The organism is Gangjinia marincola (assembly GCF_039523415.1).
Taxonomy (GTDB): Bacteria; Bacteroidota; Bacteroidia; order Flavobacteriales; family Flavobacteriaceae; genus Gangjinia; species Gangjinia marincola.
Map to the genome: position 1 here is coordinate 530,111 of NZ_BAAAFG010000015.1, position 20,972 is coordinate 551,082.

Sequence of the window (20,972 nt, forward strand, 5' to 3'; positions counted from 1 at the left end):
GTGGTTTAAAGGTCGTTTGTGATAATGTCTTGTAATGTTTGCACTAAATTTTCTGAGGTATCAGATGATACTAAAATGGGTTCGTGTACGGTATGTTTCAAATGTACGCCAATTCCTAATGGAAAACTTCCGTATTGGACTAATTTCCAAGAGTTTTCTATCGTAATAGGCACAATAAGCGCGCCGGGCATGCGATCAAATAATGTTTTTAGTCCGCCTACGGCAAACTTCTTTGGTGTACCGTCTTTGCTTCGGGTACCTTCAGGAAAAATAACTACGGACCTGTTGTGTTCATTGAGGTATTTGGTGAGTCCTAGGATCGCACTAATGGACTGGCGACGGTCTTTGCGGTCAATTAATACGGATCCCCCATGGCGCAGGTTATACGAAATACTGGGGATGCCACGACCCAACTCTTTCTTGCTAATAAATTTAGGGTGTAGTCTGCGTAAATGCCAAATAATCGGCGGAATGTCATAAGTTGATTGATGATTAGATACGATAATACAGGGCTGGTCTAATTTTATATTGTGAGGATTGTGAAATGTTATTCGTGTGCCCAGAATATTCAAGCAGCGCAGTAACATAAAATTCAAATAGTCCACACTTTTCTTATGGGCTTGATACCCAAAAGCGTTGAAACAAATCCACTGGATAGGATGAAATACACACAGGGTAATTCCAAAAACGATATAATAAACGACCGATAAGGGGTACGAAAGTATTTTTTTCATCGATTGTACTTAAGACGCGACTAAAATATGCATAAAACTCAAGTTATGATATCAATCTCAGTATTTATAGCCCTGATTGCAGCGGCATCCTTTTTTGTGGTGGATGAGCCTGCCGAATTCAGCACAAAGAAGATACAGCGAAAAGCAGGAAATAGCTCCAAAAAAAAAGACCCTACGCTAAGCAGAGTCTTTTTACACGTAAATTAAACAGCCGTTTTAGCAGTATTGCTCGTATGCTTGTTTAAGATTTTGAGCGATCATATCGGCCGGGCGTCCTTCTATATGGTGACGTTCTAACATGTGAACCAATTCCCCGTCTTTAAACAACGCCATTGACGGAGAAGAAGGTGGAAACGGCACCATGTGATTTCTGGCCGTATCGGTAGCATCTTTATCCACGCCGGCAAAAACCGTCACTAAATGATCTGGTGTTTTTTCATTGTCTAAGGACATACGGGCTCCCGGGCGTGCATTCGCTGCGGCGCAACCGCATACACTGTTGACCACTACTAAGGTGGTTCCTTTTTGTTTTATGGCTTGGTCAACTTCGGTTGAGGTATGTAATTCTTTGAATCCTACTACGCTTAACTCTTCGCGCATGGGTTTTACTAAATCTGCTGGATACATAATCAATATTTTAGACTACAAAGATACGTAATATCCTTGGGGTATAATATCGCTATTGTCTATCTATCCATAAGCTTTTGTAATGAGTAGAGCTGTAACGAAACAACGGAATTTAAAACATATATGCGTGAGAAATTTTATCATCGGCTGAGCCCTGTTATATTTGTCGCAATTTTCTATTTATGGTCAAATACATCGCAGCCGTCATTGGTTTTGCATACAAGGGATTTTTTGGAGCTGTCACAGGATATATCATTGGGAGTATCATTGATACATTTTTTGATACCGAAGGAAAGAAAAATCCGTTGACAAGTGTTTTTGGCGGAAGCCAACAGGTGTCGCCGGGAGATTTTGAACTCAACCTACTTTCTCTTGCGTCTCTTGTGATTAAGGCAGACGGTTCTGTGAGTCAAACCGAATTAGACTATGTGCGAGGTTATTTTGTGCAGGCCTACGGTAAAGAACGTGCAAATGCGACGTTCAAAACCTTTAATGAAGTTATTAAAAACAGAGAAATCTCTGCGCAGCGTATTTGTCATTACCTTAATCAGCGCACGCGATACCCCGTGCGTTTACAAATTATCCATTTTTTATTTGGAATTGCACAAGCAGATGGAACAGTGTCTAATGCCGAAGTAAATGAACTAAGTAGTATCGCCGGTTTTTTTAGGGTCAACCGACCCGATTTTGAAAGCATCAAGGCCATGTTTGTCAAAAACAGCGAAAGTGCCTATAAAATTCTAGAGATTAGTAGCACAGCGACCGAAGCTGAGGTTAAACAGGCTTATCGCACCATGGCAAAGAAGTATCATCCAGATAAACTTCAAAACATGGATGAAGCCTATCGAAAAGGAGCCGAGGAAAAATTTAAAAATGTTCAGGATGCGTATGAAAGCATACGTAAATCCCGTGGGTTCAAATAGAAGTTACGCTACTAACGGCAGTTCGCGCTCTACTGCTAAAAAATGCGTCACTTCATTTTTCTTATTCTTCAATGGAAAAATGTTCACTCGACATAAATAGGGTTCACCTGACTTTCTGTAATTTAAGATAGTTTCAGAAAGTTCTTTTTTCTCTAATAACTGCTCGCTAATGCGTTTAGTGGTTTCGCTAGACGTTTTTTCTCCTTGAAGAAATTTAGGTCGCCTGCCCAGGGCAGACTTCTTATCATATCCCGTCATTGCAGTAAATCCCTTATTTACCCATTGAATGACTTGATTTGCATCAGTTAAAACTAAGGCATCATAAGATTCTGAAAGTGAAGCCACAAGATCAACATTCCACTCTTCTTTATCAGCCATCGTATGTAAGAATTCTAAATCACGCTTCATCGTGAAGAATCTTTGACGCTCCATAATATGCATGGAATAAATATCCCAGGAAAGTAAAGGTGTAATTGGGGTAGGAAGATTCATAATTCTCTAAATTCAATTCAAAAATCATGATTTCTAGCCAAACGTCCGATATAACAATCGTTAAAAGCACATCAAATAAAATTTTTAGATTTATCTAAATTATTGTTTAGTCTAAAATTAAAATATATATTTGAATTGGTTAAAAATTGTCATGACATTAGCAGAGGAGAATTACTTAAAGTCAATCTATCACCTTGAAAATAGAGGGATTTCAGGAGTATCTACTAATGCAATTGCTCAAAAAATTGAAGCTAAGCCCTCATCGGTGACTGATATGGTTAAGCGGTTAGCCGAAAAAGAATTGCTCCACCACATCAAATACCAAGGCGTTTATCTAACCGAAGAAGGCAAAAAAAGAGCCAAGCAAATCATTCGCAAACACCGTTTATGGGAAGTTTTTTTAGTAGAAAAGCTTAATTTTTCTTGGGATGAGGTGCATGATGTCGCAGAACAGTTGGAGCACATCAAATCCAAAAAGTTAATTACAGAACTGGATCGCTTTTTAGAATTTCCGAAGAAGGATCCACATGGTGATCCTATTCCGGACCAATATGGTAATTTTCAGCCATTAGACGAACAGATTTTAGCACAATTAGAGGTAGGTGAATCGGCAATTTGTGCCGGGGTAAAAGATAGTTCAAAGGCATTTTTACATTATCTTGATCAAAAAGGTATAAAATTGGGGGATACCATTAGCATCGTTGAGAAAGAACCTTTTGATCAGTCTATGGTGATTGCTTTAGATGAACGACAGCTTACGATCACTGATCGAATTTCAAAAAATATTAGCGTTAAACGAATCTAGCTTTATGAAGATAAGAATTTACTTGGGCCTGGCTTTTTTCTGGATCAGTTGTGCAGCCATAGCACAGGAGGATAATTCGGCAGATAATACGATCATTACAGATCGACCAGATGCTACCGAAGCTCCCCAAACTGTGCCTGCCGGGGCATTGCAGATTGAGACAGGTGCGTTTTATACCTCTTTTAAAGACGAAGAGCAAAAAATAGAGAATTTCACCTACAATACCGCCTTACTGCGTTATGGAATCTTTGATGATTTTGAATTGAGATTGGGATGGGACTATAGCGAAATTAAGACTACGCAATACCGCATAATTTTAGATGATATCGAACAAACCTTCACAGGTTTGTCCCCACTTTTAGCTGGGATGAAAGTTGCCATCAAAGATGAAGAAGGGTGGATACCTCAAATAGGATTGATTGGTCATGTGTTTTTACCTTTCACTGCTGGGGATAATGTTAAACCTGAATATACCTCGGTTGATTTTAGGTTTTCCTTTGCGCACACCCTAAGTAAGAAAAGTAGCATTGCCTATAACCTTGGTGCCCAGTGGGAGAATGATTCGCCAGAAGCGGCCTATGTCTACACCTTGGCATACGGCTATGCCTTAACCGACAAATTTGGGTTTTATGCTGAAGTCTATGGAGATCTTCCCGAAGACAGCAGCGCCAACCACTTTTGGGATGCCGGTATAACGTATTTGGTGAAGAATAATTTACAATTGGACGCAACGGTAGGAGGAGGCATCAATGAGGGTGCAGAACAGGATATTTTACTCAGTGCGGGATTTAGTTTACGATTACCTAATTAACAAGTGCTATGAAACAAACGTATATACTCATACTGCTTCTTTGTCTAATAAGCTGTAAAAATGAAACCAAGACATCTTCCGGGACATTTAACGTAGTCACGACTACTTCTATGATTACCGAAATGGTCAAAGAAGTCGGTGGAGATGTCATAGAGGTTGAAGGACTTATGGGGAGTGGTATTGATCCACACCTGTATAAAGCTTCGGAAGGGGATGTGACAAAAATCGCTCAGGCCGATCTTATTTTCTATAACGGACTTCATTTAGAAGGAAAGCTGGTAGAAGTGTTTGAGAAAATGGATCGTACGGGTATTCAAACTGTTGCTGTGGGAGAGGTAATTAATAAAAATAAACTAATCGGTAGTGAATACTTCGCATCTAACTTTGACCCACACATTTGGTTTAATATTGAATTTTGGCAGCAATGCACAGATTTTGTAGCCCTTTCTTTAGCTGACAAGCTTCCGCAACACAGAGAACTATTTTTGGCTAACGCCGAAGCCTATAAAAAGAAACTCGCTGATTTACAGGCTGAGATAAAGGCTGAAATAGACCAGCTTCCCAAAGAGAAACGTATTCTAATCACCGCTCACGATGCCTTTAATTATTTTGGGCAAGCGTTTGATTTTGAAGTCATAGGGCTGCAGGGGCTGTCGACGGCAACCGAAGCCGGCGTAAAAGACGTACAGCGATTATCAGACGTGATCGTTTCAAGAAAGATAAAAGCCATTTTTGTAGAGAGTTCCGTTCCGCGTAAAACCATTGAAGCACTCCAGGAAGCCGTGAAGGCAAAAGGAGAACAAGTGGCCATTGGTGGGACCTTATATTCTGATGCCTTGGGGACAAAAAACACTCAGGAAGGTACATACGTAGGCATGTATCGTCATAATGTGAACACCATTGTTAACGCTTTAAATCAATGAGAGCATCATCTGATCATATTGCCGTCCAAGTAGATGACCTCACCGTCGCTTATAATTATAAACCTGTATTGTGGGATATTGACCTAGAGATTCCTCAAGGGGTGCTCATGGCAATTGTTGGTCCCAATGGCGCAGGCAAATCTACACTCATTAAATCTATCCTGGATATTATTGATCCTATTGCAGGCTCTGTCCGTATTTTTGGTAAACCCTATAAAAAGCAATATCAAAAAGTAGCATACGTGCCTCAAAAAGGAAGTGTAGATTGGGATTTTCCTACCACAGCACTTGATGTGGTATTAATGGGAACCTATGGTAAACTGGGATGGATCAGGCGACCCGGAGAAAAGCAAAAGAAATCTGCCTTAGAGGCACTAGAAAAAGCTGGAATGCTTCCTTTTAGAGATCGGCAGATCAGTCAGCTAAGTGGAGGGCAGCAGCAACGTATTTTTTTGGCAAGAGCTTTAGTACAACAAGCCGAAATCTATTTTATGGATGAACCTTTTCAAGGGGTCGATGCAAGTACAGAAATAGCAATCATCAATATTCTTAAAGAACTCCGAAAACAAAAAAAGACGGTGATCGTCGTACATCATGACTTACAGACCGTCCCGGAGTATTTTGATTGGGTCACTTTTTTAAATGTGAAAAAAATTGCCACAGGTCCCGTAAAAGATATTTTTAATGATGACAACCTTACCAAGACCTATGGGATCAATTACAAAGTAGCCATTAACCAATAAGAGGATGAAGGAGTATCTAGAACTTTTATGGACTGACTATACCTTGCAGGTGATTACGCTGGGCACAGCCATACTGGGTGCTACTTGCGGAATGTTAGGTAGTTTTGCCGTCTTGAGAAAACAAAGTTTGCTAGGCGATGCCATTTCACATGCTGCATTACCGGGTATTGCTCTAATATTTTTAATTACAGGAACTAAAGATTCTACTACCTTATTGATTGGGGCTTTAATCAGTGGTTTAATTGGTTCGTATTGGATCAACGGGATTATCAAAAGAACCCGACTTAAGACAGATACCGCATTGGGATTAATTCTATCCCTGTTTTTTGGTGTAGGTATATTGCTCTTGACCTTTATTCAAAAAATGCCAGATGCTAATCAAGCAGGATTAGACAAGTATTTATTTGGTCAAGCGGCAACACTAGTGGTAAAAGATGTTTGGATCATGGGGGTAGTATCCGTCATTAGCCTTATTGTAACCTTGTTATTCTGGAAAGAAATTAAGCTTTTCCTGTTTGATACAGAGTTTTCTAAAACATTAGGATTTAAGACGAATACGATTAATTTTTTGATCACCTCTCTTATCGTCATCGCAATCGTAATTGGATTACAAACGGTAGGTGTTATATTGATGAGCGCCATGTTGTTGGCTCCAGCTGCAGCAGCACGCCAATGGACCAACAAATTAAGTGTTATGGTTTCTTTAGCCGCAGCTTTTGGTGCAATAAGCGGGGTCATAGGTACAGCAATAAGCGCCTCTCAAAACAATTTGTCGACGGGACCTGTCATCGTAATTGTGGCAGGTGTATTTGTATTGATTTCATTTATTTTTTCTCCTTCACGCGGACTTTTATTTAAAGAAATTCAAAAGTATCAAAATCGCAACGATCTTAAGCTCTTTAAAACCTTAACCTTTATGCATGAGATTGCAAAAACCCATGAGAATATTGAGCATCCACATGCGATTAAGATATTAAATAATTTTCAGGGGTTTACTAAACGATCTCTGGAGCAGTTACAACAAAGAGAGTGGATTAAACTGCAAAACAATATGTGGTCCATGACCCATAAGGGATTTAATGCTGCTCAGGATATTCACTTAATGGGAGAAGATGAGTAGTGCACAACTAGAAATACAACTCATTTCCGTACTTGTTGCGATTGCCTGTGCCATCCCTGGAACTTTTTTAGTGCTTAGAAAAATGGCAATGATCAGTGATGCCATTAGCCATTCCATTTTACCGGGTATAGTAATAGGCTTTTTCCTTACTGAAAATTTAAATTCTCCTCTTCTAATCTTATTGGCTGCTTTCACCGGTGTGCTAACAGTCTGGCTGGTAGAAACCATTCAAAAGACAGGTTTAGTGAAGGAGGATACTGCTATAGGGCTAGTATTTCCCGCTTTATTTAGTATTGGGGTGATTTTAATTGCAAAAAACGCTAACGATGTTCATTTGGATATTGATGCAGTCCTATTGGGGGAACTCGCCTTTGCGCCCTTTGATCGATTACTTATAAATGAGCTGGACTTGGGTCCTAAATCTATTTGGGTCATAGGGAGTATCTTATTCGTCAATGTGATCCTGTTGTTTACGTTTTATAAAGAATTAAAATTAAGCACTTTCGACAAAGGCTTGGCGATTTCATTAGGATTCTCACCGGTCCTACTTCATTATGGATTGATGTCGGTAGCTTCAGTAACTGTAGTGGGATCTTTTGATGCTGTGGGAGCTATTTTGGTCGTGGCATTAATGATCGCTCCAGCGGCCTCTGCCTATTTATTGACCGATGATTTAAAAAAGATGTTGTTACTAAGTTGTCTCATTGGGGCCATGAGCGCAATTGGAGGGTATTGGCTGGCGAATCTATTGGATGCTTCAATTGCAGGGGCGATTACGACAGTCCTGGGAATCATTTTTTTAATGGTATATCTGTTCGCTCCAGATAGAGGAATTATTTCAGTCATGCTAAAGGAAAAACAACAACGAAAAGAAGTATTACTCTTAACCTTCTTACTGCATCTTCAGAATCATGACGAAGAGAAAGAACGAAGAGTTCAACACCTGCAAGAACATATTAACTGGCAAAAATTGAAAGCCAGGGAAATCCTTCAGCTTGCTGAAAAAAATAATTTAATCACAATTAATAACGCAATAATATCTCTTACCGAAAAAGGCAAAAGCTTTACCCAAGAAGCCATTTCGCATATCGTAACGAATAAAGAAACCGCCATTGAAGGGTTAAAGCGAGATTTCTTACTGTTTAGAGGATAAAACTGTCACACTGGCCTATGATAGAGCTTCTTTTAAGAAAACTCCCTAAATTAGTACTATTATGAAATCTATAATATCTATTCTCTTTTTATTCATTTACTTCCTAGCGACAGGGCAAGATCATGGTCATCTCGAACCCAGGTATGAATTGCTTAAGGTTAATGATAGCATGCAAATCGACAACAGCAGGATCATTACTTTTCTTGGGGTATTGTCAGATAGCAGGTGTCCAAAAGGTATTGAATGTGTTTGGGAAGGTCAGGCTAAAATAAAAATCAGGATGAGGGGCATAGATAAGCCGTTTCAAGAAAAAATACTCACAGTTCGCCCGGGAAACGATTATCCTCTAGATATGAATGAAACCGTTTATATCGAAGGCTTATTACCCATTCCAACGATCAAGCAGAAAATCAAGCCAGAAGATTACACACTGGCAATAGGATATTATCCTAAATCCTAAAAAGGTAAGATCACAATTTATTTATCAATATAAATAAGGATAGCACTCATAATTAAATCATTAAGTGCTATCCTATTGTAATTTACTTGATAATCTTTTTTGTAACAGATTTGTTGCCAACGCTTATGGTTATAAAATAGATTCCTTTGCTCCAGTCAGAGGTGACGATTGATATATTAGAAAGCTCATCTCCGCTTACTTTTTTCGAATTAAAGACATTTCCTCCATCAGCAGATATGACAGAAATTTGATATTCTTTAGACGCGTCAAAAGAACCTTTGATTTGAATGGCATCATTCGCTGGATTGGGATACACCGCAATAGCAGAAGCATCTATAAAATATTCATCTGTAGCTAGTGCCTGGCTTATGTTATCAATAATCCTGAGATTTTTAGTCCCGCCATCACTAATTAACAGTCGATCATTATCATTGTCAAAATAGATTCCGTTAGGATAATTAAAGGTTGCTTCTTGTAGCGGGCCATCATCATTTCCTTGAATGCTTCCGGCGAAAGTTGAGTATTCTCCTGTAGTTGGATTTACCTGATATATTTTGTGCGCACCGTAACTGGTGGCATAAATAAATCCATCTTTAGCATCAATAAATCCTAAGAAAGCGTTAGAATCAGATTCTGAAGGTAATTGCGCTATCGTGGTCATCTCACCGTTTTCGTAACGCATAATCTTTCGATTATTGTAATTACTTACATACATCACATCATCTATGAAGGCTATTCCTGCAGGTCCAAATAATGGGGATCCCTCGGCAAGAACCTCTTTTGTTCCATCATCATGTAAGACACCCAGGGTACTAGTACTCCATTCGACATAGACCATATCTGTTGTTCCCGGGATATTTTTAACACCAGAAGGATTCGTAATGCCGGTATAGGTTTCTAGCAGTGTTCCATCTGTGCTGTATTTATGAATTTTACTTGCGGTGTGTTCACAGATATATAAATCACCATCTGGATTAATTCCAATTCCATTTGGGTTCAAAAAGCCACTGGCAAAGACGCTAACATTTCCTTGCGTGTCCCATTTGAAAATAGAATCACCGTAAAAGTCAGATCCATAAACATTTCCTTCAAAATCAATGGCAATATCATCAAAGAAATTTCCTTCGGTCATCGTTGAGACATTTTGTGCGTGCAACGACAACATCATAATTAAACTACCTAGTAACGTAAGATTTTTCATAATCGATTATTTAAAGTTTAGCACAAGTGTATAACCTATGCTAAGCCAAATCGACTTTTTGGGTACAGATAAACGTATTTATACTATAGATGATTAGAGTACTTATGCGTTAAGTATAGAATTTTAGTGGCAACCACAATCTCCGCTTCCGCAATCTCCATCTTTTTGAGCAGATAGAAAGGAAGGCTTCCAGATAAACTTTGTGATCAAATATCCTATGGAAAGTATAAATGCTAGAATGACAAAAAAGGTTTGCATACTATATGTTGAATGTTTTTAATCGTCTTCGACCGCGCGCTCAGACTGACATTATTTTTATTATTTATCCTTTGTCACCCTGAGCCTGTCGAAGGGGCGAAGGGTTGAAGCGAACATCAATTCAAAAATTGATACGCTCCTAATGCTGTAATATACGCAATTGCAGTCATGATCACAAGTTGTAAACCCGGCCATTTCCAGCTGTTGGTTTCTGTTTTTACAATGGCTAACGTACTCATACATTGCATGGCAAAGGCATAAAATAGGAGTAAGCTTATTCCGCTGGCAAAATTAAATCTAGGCGTACCTAAAATTGGATTTACCTCTGCTGCCATACGATTTTTAATGGTTTCTTCCTCCTCACTTCCTACGCTATAAATGGTCGCCAGCGTACCTACAAATACTTCGCGTGCAGCGAAAGAACTAATGATGGCTATACCTATTTTCCAGTCATATCCTAAGGGTGCCACCACCGGCTCAATGGCCTTACCAGCAATTCCCAAATAAGAGTGTTCTAATTTATATTGTGCTATTTGGGTATCAATCGCCTCTTGGGGCATGTCGGTCTCATCAAAAGTCGCCGTAATATACGCTTCTGCGTTTTCAAACTTTTCTCCCGGCCCGTAACTGGCTAATACCCATAAAACGATGGAGATGGCTAAAATGATCTTTCCTGCACCAAAAACAAATGATTTCGTTTTCTCTACCACATTAATGGCTACATTTTTAAACATGGGCAGTTTATAATTGGGCATTTCTACTACAAAATATTGTTTGCTGCGTATGTCGAGGACTTTGTTTAAGATGTATGCCGAAACTACTGCGGTGGCAAACCCAATGAGGTACAATAACATGAGGGTTAAAGCTTTATATCCTAATCCTAGAAAGCTTCCCTCTGGGATGACCAACGCGATGATAATAAGGTACACCGGAAGACGTGCCGAACAAGTTGTAAATGGAATTACAAGAATGGTGATAAGGCGTTCTTTCCAATTTTCTATGTTTCGGGTAGCCATTACGGCAGGGATAGCGCAGGCAGTTCCCGAAATTAATGGCACTACGCTTTTGCCGCTTAATCCAAACTTCCGCATGATGCGATCCATCAAAAATACCACGCGGCTCATGTATCCGCTTTCTTCTAAGACTGAAATAAATAAGAATAAAAAGGCGATCTGCGGAATGAAAATAACGATACCGCCTAATCCTGCTACAATTCCTTCGGCTAATAAATCGGTAAATGCTCCGGGTGGAAGCGTGACTTTGATCCATTCACTTAGATTAGAAAAAGCTAGGTCAATAAAATCCATGGGATAGCTGGACCAATCATAAATTGCCTGAAAAATCGTCAAAAGAATGACAAAAAAGATCACGTACCCCCAGATTTTATGAGTTAGAACGCGGTCTAATACACTGCGTAGATCTTTGGCAGAAGCAGAGTCAATAGCAAGCGTATGTTTAAGGGTATCATTGATAAATTGATAGCGCTTAATAGTTTCTTTTTGCTGAAGTCGTTTTAACGCTGAAACAGACTCTGTTTTGAAATCACTGATTCCTTTAAAGTCCCTTCGTTCTAATTCTCCAAAATTCACATCCTGAGTAATGACTAACCAAAGTTTGTAGAGTTGTTGTTTTGGGAAAGTCTTTCTCAGCCGATTAAAGTAATCTGGATCGATCACTGAAAAATCCAAACAAGGCTCAGTCGATAAATTTCTGTAATCCTCAATGAGTTTTTTGAGTTCATTGATTCCCTGATTTTTTCGGCAGCTAACCAACGCTATTTTGGTATGCAGTTTCTCTTCAAGCGCTTCGATATCAATCGATATTCCTTTGCGTTTCATGCGATCAGCCATATTGATCACCAGAATCGTAGGAATATTGAGGTCTTTTATTTGCGTGAATAAGAGTAGATTACGCTTTAAGTTTTCTACATCGCTTACCACCACCGCCACATCCGGGAAATCTTTATCGTTACGGTTAAGCAATAATTCAATCACTACACTCTCATCCAGAGACGAAGCATTTAAACTATAAGTTCCGGGGAGGTCAATGATGTGTGCTTTTTTACTGCGGGAAAGTTTGCAAACACCTTGCTTTTTTTCTACTGTGATGCCGGGATAATTTCCCACCTGCTGATTAAGGCCGGTAAGTTGATTAAAAACCGAAGTTTTACCGGTATTTGGATTGCCAATAAGAGCAACATTAATTTGCGCTGGCATATTGAATTAGGCTACAAGTTCAATTTCAATCTGTTGAGCCACTTCTTGCCGAATAGCAAGATGACTCCCATTGATGTTTAAATACAGTGGATCTTTAAATGGAGCTAATTGAAGTAAACTCACTTCATTACCAGGGAGACAGCCCATTTCTAAAAGCTTCAGCGGGATAATCTCTGCAGAAATTTCTTTGATAATTCCCCGTTGTCCTCTCTTTAATTGAGCGATGGTTATCTTCAATGCTTATTTAGATTAAATTTAAACAAGGCAAAAATAGGGCAAAATTTTGAGTTAGGTTGAATACAAGAAATTTTTAACAAGCATTGGATTAGCGGTCCGCCTCACGTTTGGCTTCAGCTTTTAAAATCTCTATATCGTGAAGGACTTGTGCTACAGCTTCGGGATCGGTTCCATCATAAAATGCACGTACGCGCTGTTTTTGATCAACCAGCACAAAGTTTTCGGTATGAATCATGTCATACGCATCTCCGCTGCCGCTGGTTTTAGTAGCCAAATACGACTTCCGCGCAAGCGCATACAATTCTTTTTTATCTCCTGTAACCAAGTCCCATTTTTCGTCTTTTACACCTTTACGCCTTGCATATTTTTTTAACACGGATACGCTGTCAATTTCTGGTGTTACCGTATGAGAAAGCAGCAATACATCAGGGTCATCCATAATTTCTTCCTGAATTTCTGCCATATGATCGGTCATGACAGGGCAAATGGTGAGACAGGTGGTGAAGAAAAAGTCGGCAACGTAGATTTTATCCGCAAATTTTTGTTCAGTAATGGTATCTCCATTTTGATTTACCAGTTTAAACGGTGCAACTTGGTGGTACTTGCGCACATGTTGAACGGTGGAGTCCACCAATTCTGGGTTGACCATGCTAGGTTGCCAAACGGGGAGTGTTTCTTTAGGCTTCAGCAAACTGTAGATCACAAAAATGATGATGGCAGAAAGGACTACCATCACAATAGCAAAGGGTTTGTATTTAGAAAAAAAAGTGATCATCGCTTTAGAGCTACAAAATTACGTCTTGCACAATTAGTAACCCAGTGATCGGGATAATTTTATGTGATATAATGATTTGTGGTACAGGATTTGGTCTTAGAAAAGATGTAACGAAATTCCCTTTCAGGAGACTTAGGAATACGTTACTTTTGTGCGGTTTTTAATGAACGAATGGATATTACAGATTGATGGATACATTTTTGATTAAAGGAGCTCAGTTATTACTGAGTCTTTCTATACTTATCGTCCTGCATGAATTGGGACATTTTATTCCTGCAAAGCTTTTCAAAACCAGAGTAGAGAAATTCTACCTCTTCTTTGATGTAAAATTTTCACTCTTTAAAAAGAAAATAGGAGAGACCGTCTATGGAATTGGTTGGTTGCCTCTTGGTGGTTATGTAAAGATTGCGGGGATGATTGATGAGAGCATGGACAAGGAGCAGATGGCTAAACCGCCACAGCCTTGGGAGTTTCGAAGTAAACCGGCCTGGCAACGTTTGATCATCATGTTAGGTGGGGTTACCGTTAATTTTATCCTTGCCGTAATAATTTATATTTGCCTTTCATGGGCATTTGGAGATCAATATCTCCCTATGGATGAATTAGAAGGTGGTGTGTATGTGACTCAGCCAGACATGGGCGAAAAGCTAGGCATTCAAACCGGGGACAAAATTCTTAAGATTGATGGAGAGAAAGTAGAGAATTTTAACTCAATACACATGGATATCATCAATGGGAATACCATGACGATTGAGCGTGATGGAGAAATCATTGAGCAAGACATCCCCGTTGATTTTATCGAAACCCTGATAGAGGATAAGGATAGAGGTTTTTTCTTAAACCCCAGGTTACCTTATGTGGTGCAACAAATATCTCCCGGGTCTCATAACACGGGCGTAGACTTACAGCCAAAAGATCGCGTCATTGCGGTAGACGGTGAGCCCGTTGCATACAGAGATGAGGTTACTGAACTGCTGCAGCAGAAAAAAAATCAGAGTGCTACGTTAACCGTTGAGCGTGAAGGAGATTTAGTTGAGATCCCCGTGAAAATTAATGAAGAAGGAATGGTGGGCATTGCAATTGTTAATGGTTTTTCAGACTTTGAAAAATTAGGGTATTTGCAACTCGATACGACTACATATAACTTCTTTGAAGCCATACCGGCAGGTTGGGATCGGGGTGTAACAACCTTACAGGATTATATCAAACAATTTAAAAAAATCATCAATCCAGATACAGGAGCGTATAAAGGCGTAGGTGGTTTTGGTGCGATTGGAAATATGTTTCCTGCGGAATTTAGTTGGGTGGACTTTTGGGAGCGAACCGCTTTTATTTCGATCATCTTAGCTTTTATGAATATTCTTCCCATTCCTGCTTTGGATGGAGGTCATGTGGTTTTTCTACTGTATGAAATGGTCACCGGAAGAAAACCCGGCGATAAGTTTATGGAGTACGCTCAAGTAGCAGGCTTTGTGTTATTGTTGACCTTGGTATTATTCGCAAATGGAAACGATATTTATAGGGCTATTTTCAAGTAGAAAATTTCTAAAATATATTGACAGATTAGAAAATTGATTTATATTTGCAGCCCTAAAGCAGTAATTTGATTGTTTTAGGATGCAAAATTCCTCTTTAGCTCAGTTGGTTAGAGCATCTGACTGTTAATCAGAGGGTCCTTGGTTCGAGCCCAAGAAGAGGAGCAAACAAAACCCGACGCGAAAGCGTTGGGTTTTTTTGTGTAGTGAATCTGGCGAGTCCCGACGTTTTAGTACATCCCGCACTTGCAGAATTAATCAGAGGATCTCGCGATCTTTTGGGTAGATGGAGCAAAATAAACTACCACCGATAAAATGCCGAATTTTTTATTTTTGTTCTGTGTTTTATCTTTATTTCCTTTACTCAAAAACCGGTAATAAGTTTTATGTAGGTTCCAGTAGCGATCCGTGGCAGCGTCTTATTCAGCATAATTCGTCCTCTCAGAATACGTTTACCTCAAAATATCGTCCGTGGGAGTTGGTCGCAATATTTGAAGCTGGAAATTCAAGATCAAAAGCTGAAAGCTATGAACGTTTTATAAAGAATCAGAAAAGTAGACGATTAATTAAAAAACTAATTAATCCCGATTTTAAACCTGATGGTCTTTTAGCTCAGATGATTAGAGTCCCGCACCTGCGGGATTAATCAGAGGGTCCTTGGTTCGAGCCCAAGAAGAGGAGCAAAGAAAACCCAACGCGAAAGCGTCGGGTTTTTTTGTGGATTTTACACAGTTGATTATAGTCCCGACGCCAGGGGATATCACGAAGAAGAACATATTATCAATAAGAAAACCCACCGTTACAGGATGGGTTTAAATATTATAAGGGAAACATCAATTACAATTTATCAATTTCCTCTTTTAATTGTTCTTTAGTTTTGCCGGTTTTTTCTTGCAGTCTACCAAGCATTTCGTCAAATTTTCCTTCAGAATAGGTAGTGTCATCATCAGTAACATTACCATACTTCTGTTTAAATTGTCCTTTAACTTGATTCCATTTTCCTTCTAGCTGTTGCTCATTCATGGGTTGTAATTTTATAAGATTATTGATTTGGTTAACGAATTAAAAGTACTAGGCAGTATCTCTGGGTTGATGTTGCTCTCTGCGTTGCTCTACTTGATGATTAATGTCCATCCCTTGAGTCTCGCTGTGGTTTATGGCCTGTTCTTTAATACTTTGCTTTTGTTTTTCTAGTTCTTCTTTTTTCTTATCGTTCATAACTGTTCTTTTTACTTGAATATTAAAGATAGATGATGATTAGCCTTGTAACAAGAAGATTAATAAGGATTAACGCCCCGTGTTAAGAATAAGTTAAGGATCCCTTGTTTTTTGAGTTGATATTTAATTATTTTAGCAAAATTAGGGTGGTGTCTCATTTTATATACATCGCTCTTTCATCTTTAATCACGAACTATAGCCTTTATGTTGACCGCAATTTCATTTTTAGGATTTACCCTTCTAGTAGCCTTTATTGCTTGGTATGCTACCCGAAAAACAGATGAAAAATCTGCTGATGGTTATTTTTTGGCAGGTCGAAGTCTGGGAGCCATCACCATAGCAGGATCACTTCTTCTCACGAACTTATCTGCAGAGCAAATCGTAGGGCTAAACGGTCAGGCGTTTTCTGAAGGTCTATTAGTCATGGCATGGGAGACACTTGCGGCAATTGCTATGATATTTGCTGCACTATTTTTACTTCCTAAATATCTCTCCTCTGGTATAACTACTATCCCAGAGTTTATCGAAACGCGCTTTGATAAGCAGACTAAGGCATTGATGTCCTTACTTTTCTTACTAGCCTATGCGGTAGTGCTTTTACCTACAATCCTTTATTCAGGTTCATTAGCGTTTAGTACGATGTTTGATTTACCAGAAGCGTTAGGACTTTCTGAAGTTACTGTCATTTGGATTTGTGTATGGAGCATTGGAATTATCGGAATTATCTACGCGATTTTTGGCGGACTCAAAGCCGTAGCGGTTTCCGACTTAGTCAACGCTATCGGACTCTTAGTTGGCGGTTTGGCCATCCCGATTTTTGGATTTTTATATATAGGTGATGGGGATTTATGGACCGGTGTTACCACACTCTATGAGAGCAACCCAGATAAATTTGTGATGGAAGGCGAAGTTGATTCTTCTATTCCTTTCGGAACCTTATTTACTGGAATGATGTTGGCGCAAATTTATTATTGGGGAACTAATCAATCCATTCTGCAACGGGTATTTGCAGCAAAAAATCTAAAAGAAGGTCAAAAGGGGATGCTACTTGCTGCATTCATTAAATTCTTAATTCCAATTATCGTGGTCGTCCCCGGGATATTAGCTTGGCATATTTTTGAAGGAAATCTTGAAAATGCAGATCAGGCATATCCCGCTTTAGTGACCAAAGTATTGCCTAATGTGTTTGTTGGGTTTTTTGCAGCGGTCCTATTTGGCGCCGTATTGAGCTCCTTCAACAGTTTATTGAACAGTAGTGCAACTCTATTTGGCGTTGACTTGTATAAGCAGCTCTTCAAAAAAGATGCTACCGAAAAAGACACCGTAAAAGCAGGGAAACGCTTTGGATTGCTAGTGGGTATTGTCGCAATGACGATTGCACCGTTTATCATGTATGCACCTTCCGGATTATTTAGCTATATCCAATCTTCTCTAGGGAGTTTGAGTGTGCCTATTCTTGCGGTGGTCATGGTAGGTATTCTTACTAAAAAGGCTCCGGCAATAAGTGCAAAAATTGTCTTAACCGTAGGAGTAATACTATATTTAATAAGTCTAATTTTCTTAGAGCCTTATTTTAGAGGAAATGCTCTGGAACAGGCACAAGCCAGTGGTATCATGGATGCCAAGCAGCTTAGCATTTTGCAGGCAGAAGCCTACCCACATTTTTTACACGTCATGGGAATCTTATTCTTCTTCAACGTAATAATCATGCTTGTGGCAGGAGCAATTAAACCCAGAGCAACCGGTGACACATTTATCAAGCGAGATGCAGTAGATGTGACTCCTTGGCGCTATGCAATCATCATCGGTATTCTCATCGCCATTCTTGTATTGGCGACCTATATCATTTTTTAATCAACACCATTAAAAATGAAAAGAACCTGGTGGAAGGAGAGCGTCATTTATCAAATCTATCCGCGGTCATTTAACGACACCACGGGCAATGGTATAGGAGATATTCCCGGGATAATTCAAAAACTGGATTATATTAAGTCCTTAGGGGTTGATGTGATTTGGCTCTGTCCTGTCTATGAATCTCCTAATGATGACAATGGCTATGACATAAGTGATTACCGAAAAATTTCTGCAGAATTTGGTGGTCAGGACGCTTTTAATGAGCTTTTAGATAAAGTTCATGGTTACGGGATGAAACTGGTGATGGATTTGGTGGCAAATCATTCTTCAGATGAGCATTTCTGGTTTACCGAAGCAAAAAAAAGTAAAGACAATCCCTATCGCGATTATTATATCTGGAAAGATGGAAAAGGCGATCAACCGCCCAACAACTGGGTATCATTCTTTAGCGGAAGCGCGTGGAAAAAAGACGACACCACTAATCAATACTTTCTGCATCTTTTTACCAAAAAGCAACCTGATCTAAACTGGGAGAACCCAAAAGTACGCCAAGAAATCTATGATATTATTGAATTTTGGAGCGAAAAAGGAGTAGATGGCTTTAGAATGGACGTGATTTCACTCATCTCTAAATTACAGGATTTTCCGCCACTGGATACGAGTGATTACGGCGAAATTATACGCAGTTATTACGCCAATGGACCGCGTATACACGAGTATTTGCATGAGATGAACCAAAAAGTACTGAGTAAATACGATATCATGACCGTGGGTGAAGGACCGGGGATTGATCTGGAGAACGGGCCTTTGTACGTGAATGAAGATCGCGAGGAGCTAAATATGGTATTTCATTTTGACCATATGTTTATCGACAATGGTCCCTTGGGTAAATATGATCCTGTTGCTGTCAACTTACCGCGGTTTAAAAAGGTATTTTCAGATTGGGACAAGCGCCTTCATCCTAAAGGCTGGGGGAGTATTTTCTTAGGCAATCATGATTTTTCCAGAATGGTGAGCAGGTTTGGTAACGATGGGGAGTACAGAACCCAATCGGCTAAGCTGTTAGCAGCTCTTTTATTAACGCTTCGCGGAACACCCTACATCTATCAAGGTGATGAAATTGGGATGACTAATGTGGCTTTTTCAACCATTGATGATTATAACGATGTAGAAACGGTAAATGCTTGGAAAGAGGCCGAAGCTAGTGGTCGGGACATGAAAAAATTCCTGAATGGGGTGCATAGGCAAAGCAGGGATAATGCACGTACGCCCATGCAGTGGGATGCTTCTGCTTACGCGGGGTTTAGTGACCATAAACCTTGGTTACAGATCAACCCAAATTACAAATCGGTTAATGTTGCAGCGGCAGAAGATTCTGTTGACTCAATCCTGCAATTTTATAAAGAGATGATTTCTCTTCGGAAGGAGTACAGCACGCTGGTATATGGAGATTTTAAAGATTTAGCTCCTGAGCATCTTCAGCTGTTTGTGTACGTGCGTAAAGATGAAGCAGCCGAATTCCTTATCCTTCATAATTTTTCAGAAGAAGAAGTAACCTGGCCAGACATGCCTAAACTAGATCAGTACAAATTGCTCAAAAGTAATTACGCTTCCGCGGAAGCGTCTAAAACACTTCAACCCTGGCAAACGAAAATCTTTTTAAAACAAAGAAATAGTTAAACGATGAGTACTCCCCTATAATAAGAGGGGAAAATTTGCAACTGCGAATTAGGGGTGTGCAAAGTGAAATACTTATATTTATATCGTTACTCTAATTATTCTTGGCAGTCATGCTGAGCGGAGTCGAAGCAATCGTTCATTTCCACCCTCTGGTTTGCCGCACAGCGGCATTCCAATGATCTAAATGCTCTTTACGTTTATCCTGAGTCATTTGCGGGTTGAACTCGCTATCTCGCTGCCACTGTGAGGATAAATCACTAAGATCATCCCAAACACCTACGGCTAATCCTGCTAAGTATGCTGCGCCAAGAGCCGTAGTCTCTAACATCTTAGGACGAACCACTTTAAAATCAAAGACGTCTGCTTGAAATTGCATCAAATAATCATTGGCAGCGGCGCCACCATCAACGCGCAGTTCGATGCACTTTGCTTTAGCATCTTGCTCCATAGCACGTACGATATCATGTACTTGAAAAGCGATTCCCTGCAAGGTTGCCGCAGCGATATGACCCTGAGTTGTACCGCGATCAATTCCAAAAATGGCTCCCTTTGCATACGGATCCCAGTAGGGTGCGCCCATTCCCGTCAATGCAGGCACAAAGTATACTCCGCCATTATCTGCTACTTGATTCGCTTTTTCTTCTACCTCTTTGGCATCTGTGATAAGCTGTAATCCATCTCTAAGCCATTGTACTGCAGCTCCGCCAACAAAAACACTCCCTTCAAGCGCGTAGGTGGTTTTACCATTGATCTTCCAGGCAACCGTAGTAAGCAATTTGTTGGTAGAGGTAACAGGTTTTTCGCCTGTATTCATAAGTAAGAAACAACCCGTACCGTAGGTATTTTTTGCCATGCCTTTTGTGGTACACAGCTGCCCAAAAAGAGCTGCTTGTTGGTCACCGGCAATCCCTGCGATAGGAATGTTTCCTTCGAGAATATCTTTATGCACGTGCCCATATACGTCGCTACTCTCTTTTACGGTGGGGAGCATGGATTTAGGAATAGAAAAAAGCTCAAGCAGTTCCTCATCCCATTGTAATGAATGTATATTGAAAATCATCGTACGGCTGGCATTGGTAACATCTGTCACAAAAACTTTGCCTTTGGTAAGTTGGTAAATCAGCCAGGTATCAATGGTACCAAAGCAGAGTTCACCTTTTTCAGCTTTCGCTCTCGCACCATCTACATGATTCAACATCCAGGCTAT

Annotated in this window: 24 protein-coding genes and 1 tRNA gene; 14 read left to right on the forward strand and 11 right to left on the reverse strand. The window is 39.8% G+C overall.

Annotated features, from left to right (window positions below; translation table 11 throughout):
- Positions 1-5: 5 nt before the first annotated feature.
- Entirely contained in the window at positions 6-734 is a 729-nt protein-coding gene (locus tag ABD000_RS10200; RefSeq protein ID WP_343766913.1) for a lysophospholipid acyltransferase family protein, read from the reverse strand.
- A gap of 45 nt (positions 735-779) precedes the next feature.
- Here ABD000_RS10200 and ABD000_RS10205 point away from each other — a divergent pair, with 45 nt between their 5' ends.
- Positions 780-941: a hypothetical protein gene (locus ABD000_RS10205; RefSeq protein WP_343766915.1), complete on the forward strand. Its 162-nt coding sequence runs from the start codon at positions 780-782 to the stop codon at positions 939-941.
- Between the two features lie 9 nt (positions 942-950).
- On the opposite strand, the gene ABD000_RS10210 is transcribed toward ABD000_RS10205, so the two are convergent.
- Positions 951-1,361: a BrxA/BrxB family bacilliredoxin gene (locus tag ABD000_RS10210; RefSeq protein WP_343766918.1), complete on the reverse strand. Its 411-nt coding sequence runs from the start codon at positions 1,359-1,361 to the stop codon at positions 951-953.
- Positions 1,362-1,543: 182 nt separating this feature from the next.
- On the opposite strand from ABD000_RS10210, the gene ABD000_RS10215 reads away from it, so the two are divergent.
- Complete coding sequence (locus ABD000_RS10215) at positions 1,544-2,284, forward strand: TerB family tellurite resistance protein (RefSeq protein WP_343766921.1); 741 nt, start codon at positions 1,544-1,546, stop codon at positions 2,282-2,284.
- Positions 2,285-2,287: 3 nt separating this feature from the next.
- On the opposite strand, the gene ABD000_RS10220 is transcribed toward ABD000_RS10215, so the two are convergent.
- Positions 2,288-2,776 carry a PAS domain-containing protein gene (locus ABD000_RS10220; RefSeq protein ID WP_343766923.1) on the reverse strand — a complete coding sequence of 163 codons (489 nt, stop codon included), beginning with the start codon at positions 2,774-2,776 and terminating at the stop codon, positions 2,288-2,290.
- Between the two features lie 151 nt (positions 2,777-2,927).
- Between ABD000_RS10220 and ABD000_RS10225 the strand changes: the two genes are divergently transcribed.
- The 7 genes from ABD000_RS10225 (at position 2,928) to ABD000_RS10255 (ending at position 8,791) form a co-directional block, all read left to right on the forward strand.
- A complete protein-coding gene (locus ABD000_RS10225) occupies positions 2,928-3,581 on the forward strand; it encodes a metal-dependent transcriptional regulator (RefSeq protein ID WP_343767323.1) in 654 nt (217 codons plus the stop codon).
- Between the two features lie 4 nt (positions 3,582-3,585).
- Positions 3,586-4,392 (forward strand): transporter, encoded by an 807-nt coding sequence (locus tag ABD000_RS10230; RefSeq protein WP_343766925.1) that lies wholly within the window; start codon positions 3,586-3,588, stop codon positions 4,390-4,392.
- A gap of 8 nt (positions 4,393-4,400) precedes the next feature.
- On the forward strand, positions 4,401-5,315 hold the full coding sequence (locus ABD000_RS10235) for a metal ABC transporter solute-binding protein, Zn/Mn family (protein ID WP_343766928.1): 915 nt from the start codon (positions 4,401-4,403) through the stop codon (positions 5,313-5,315).
- Complete coding sequence (locus ABD000_RS10240) at positions 5,312-6,058, forward strand: metal ABC transporter ATP-binding protein (RefSeq protein ID WP_343766931.1); 747 nt, start codon at positions 5,312-5,314, stop codon at positions 6,056-6,058. The genes ABD000_RS10235 and ABD000_RS10240 overlap by 4 nt, the downstream gene beginning before the upstream one ends.
- A gap of 4 nt (positions 6,059-6,062) precedes the next feature.
- Complete coding sequence (locus ABD000_RS10245) at positions 6,063-7,178, forward strand: metal ABC transporter permease (RefSeq protein ID WP_343766937.1); 1,116 nt, start codon at positions 6,063-6,065, stop codon at positions 7,176-7,178.
- On the forward strand, positions 7,171-8,331 hold the full coding sequence (locus ABD000_RS10250) for a metal ABC transporter permease (protein ID WP_343766941.1): 1,161 nt from the start codon (positions 7,171-7,173) through the stop codon (positions 8,329-8,331). The genes ABD000_RS10245 and ABD000_RS10250 overlap by 8 nt, the downstream gene beginning before the upstream one ends.
- A gap of 61 nt (positions 8,332-8,392) precedes the next feature.
- The gene (locus ABD000_RS10255) at positions 8,393-8,791 is read left to right on the forward strand and encodes a hypothetical protein (protein ID WP_343766945.1); all 399 of its coding nucleotides are present in this window, start codon (positions 8,393-8,395) and stop codon (positions 8,789-8,791) included.
- 82 nt (positions 8,792-8,873) lie between these two features.
- Here the strand turns inward: ABD000_RS10255 and ABD000_RS10260 are convergent, their stop codons facing one another.
- The 5 genes from ABD000_RS10260 to ABD000_RS10280 form a co-directional block, all read right to left on the reverse strand.
- Positions 8,874-9,992, reverse strand: coding sequence for a T9SS type A sorting domain-containing protein (locus tag ABD000_RS10260; protein ID WP_343766948.1), 1,119 nt, complete (start codon positions 9,990-9,992; stop codon positions 8,874-8,876).
- A gap of 123 nt (positions 9,993-10,115) precedes the next feature.
- On the reverse strand, positions 10,116-10,250 hold the full coding sequence (locus tag ABD000_RS10265) for a hypothetical protein (protein ID WP_343766952.1): 135 nt from the start codon (positions 10,248-10,250) through the stop codon (positions 10,116-10,118).
- A 116-nt stretch (positions 10,251-10,366) separates the two neighbouring features.
- Positions 10,367-12,466 carry a ferrous iron transport protein B gene (feoB, locus tag ABD000_RS10270; protein ID WP_343766958.1) on the reverse strand — a complete coding sequence of 700 codons (2,100 nt, stop codon included), beginning with the start codon at positions 12,464-12,466 and terminating at the stop codon, positions 10,367-10,369.
- Positions 12,467-12,472: 6 nt separating this feature from the next.
- The gene (locus tag ABD000_RS10275; RefSeq protein WP_343766963.1) at positions 12,473-12,703 is read right to left on the reverse strand and encodes a FeoA family protein; all 231 of its coding nucleotides are present in this window, start codon (positions 12,701-12,703) and stop codon (positions 12,473-12,475) included.
- An 88-nt stretch (positions 12,704-12,791) separates the two neighbouring features.
- Complete coding sequence (locus tag ABD000_RS10280; protein ID WP_343766966.1) at positions 12,792-13,478, reverse strand: SCO family protein; 687 nt, start codon at positions 13,476-13,478, stop codon at positions 12,792-12,794.
- Positions 13,479-13,666: 188 nt separating this feature from the next.
- On the opposite strand from ABD000_RS10280, the gene rseP reads away from it, so the two are divergent.
- From rseP to ABD000_RS10295, 3 genes are all read left to right on the forward strand, one after another.
- A complete protein-coding gene (rseP, locus tag ABD000_RS10285; protein ID WP_343766968.1) occupies positions 13,667-15,016 on the forward strand; it encodes an RIP metalloprotease RseP in 1,350 nt (449 codons plus the stop codon).
- Between the two features lie 88 nt (positions 15,017-15,104).
- A tRNA-Asn gene (locus ABD000_RS10290) sits at positions 15,105-15,178 on the forward strand.
- A gap of 175 nt (positions 15,179-15,353) precedes the next feature.
- A complete protein-coding gene (locus ABD000_RS10295) occupies positions 15,354-15,659 on the forward strand; it encodes a GIY-YIG nuclease family protein (protein ID WP_343766970.1) in 306 nt (101 codons plus the stop codon).
- Positions 15,660-15,850: 191 nt separating this feature from the next.
- On the opposite strand, the gene ABD000_RS10300 is transcribed toward ABD000_RS10295, so the two are convergent.
- Together ABD000_RS10300 and ABD000_RS10305 are read right to left on the reverse strand one after the other, a co-directional pair.
- Positions 15,851-16,036: a CsbD family protein gene (locus tag ABD000_RS10300; protein WP_343766976.1), complete on the reverse strand. Its 186-nt coding sequence runs from the start codon at positions 16,034-16,036 to the stop codon at positions 15,851-15,853.
- Between the two features lie 48 nt (positions 16,037-16,084).
- The gene (locus ABD000_RS10305; protein ID WP_343766980.1) at positions 16,085-16,231 is read right to left on the reverse strand and encodes a hypothetical protein; all 147 of its coding nucleotides are present in this window, start codon (positions 16,229-16,231) and stop codon (positions 16,085-16,087) included.
- Between the two features lie 204 nt (positions 16,232-16,435).
- Between ABD000_RS10305 and ABD000_RS10310 the strand changes: the two genes are divergently transcribed.
- Together ABD000_RS10310 and ABD000_RS10315 are read left to right on the forward strand one after the other, a co-directional pair.
- Positions 16,436-18,085 (forward strand): solute:sodium symporter family transporter, encoded by a 1,650-nt coding sequence (locus ABD000_RS10310; protein WP_343766982.1) that lies wholly within the window; start codon positions 16,436-16,438, stop codon positions 18,083-18,085.
- A 15-nt stretch (positions 18,086-18,100) separates the two neighbouring features.
- The gene (locus ABD000_RS10315; protein ID WP_343766984.1) at positions 18,101-19,765 is read left to right on the forward strand and encodes a glycoside hydrolase family 13 protein; all 1,665 of its coding nucleotides are present in this window, start codon (positions 18,101-18,103) and stop codon (positions 19,763-19,765) included.
- A 136-nt stretch (positions 19,766-19,901) separates the two neighbouring features.
- On the opposite strand, the gene ABD000_RS10320 is transcribed toward ABD000_RS10315, so the two are convergent.
- Positions 19,902-20,972 (reverse strand): FGGY family carbohydrate kinase (locus ABD000_RS10320; protein WP_343766987.1); only part of this gene is annotated, 1,071 nt, incomplete at its 5' end.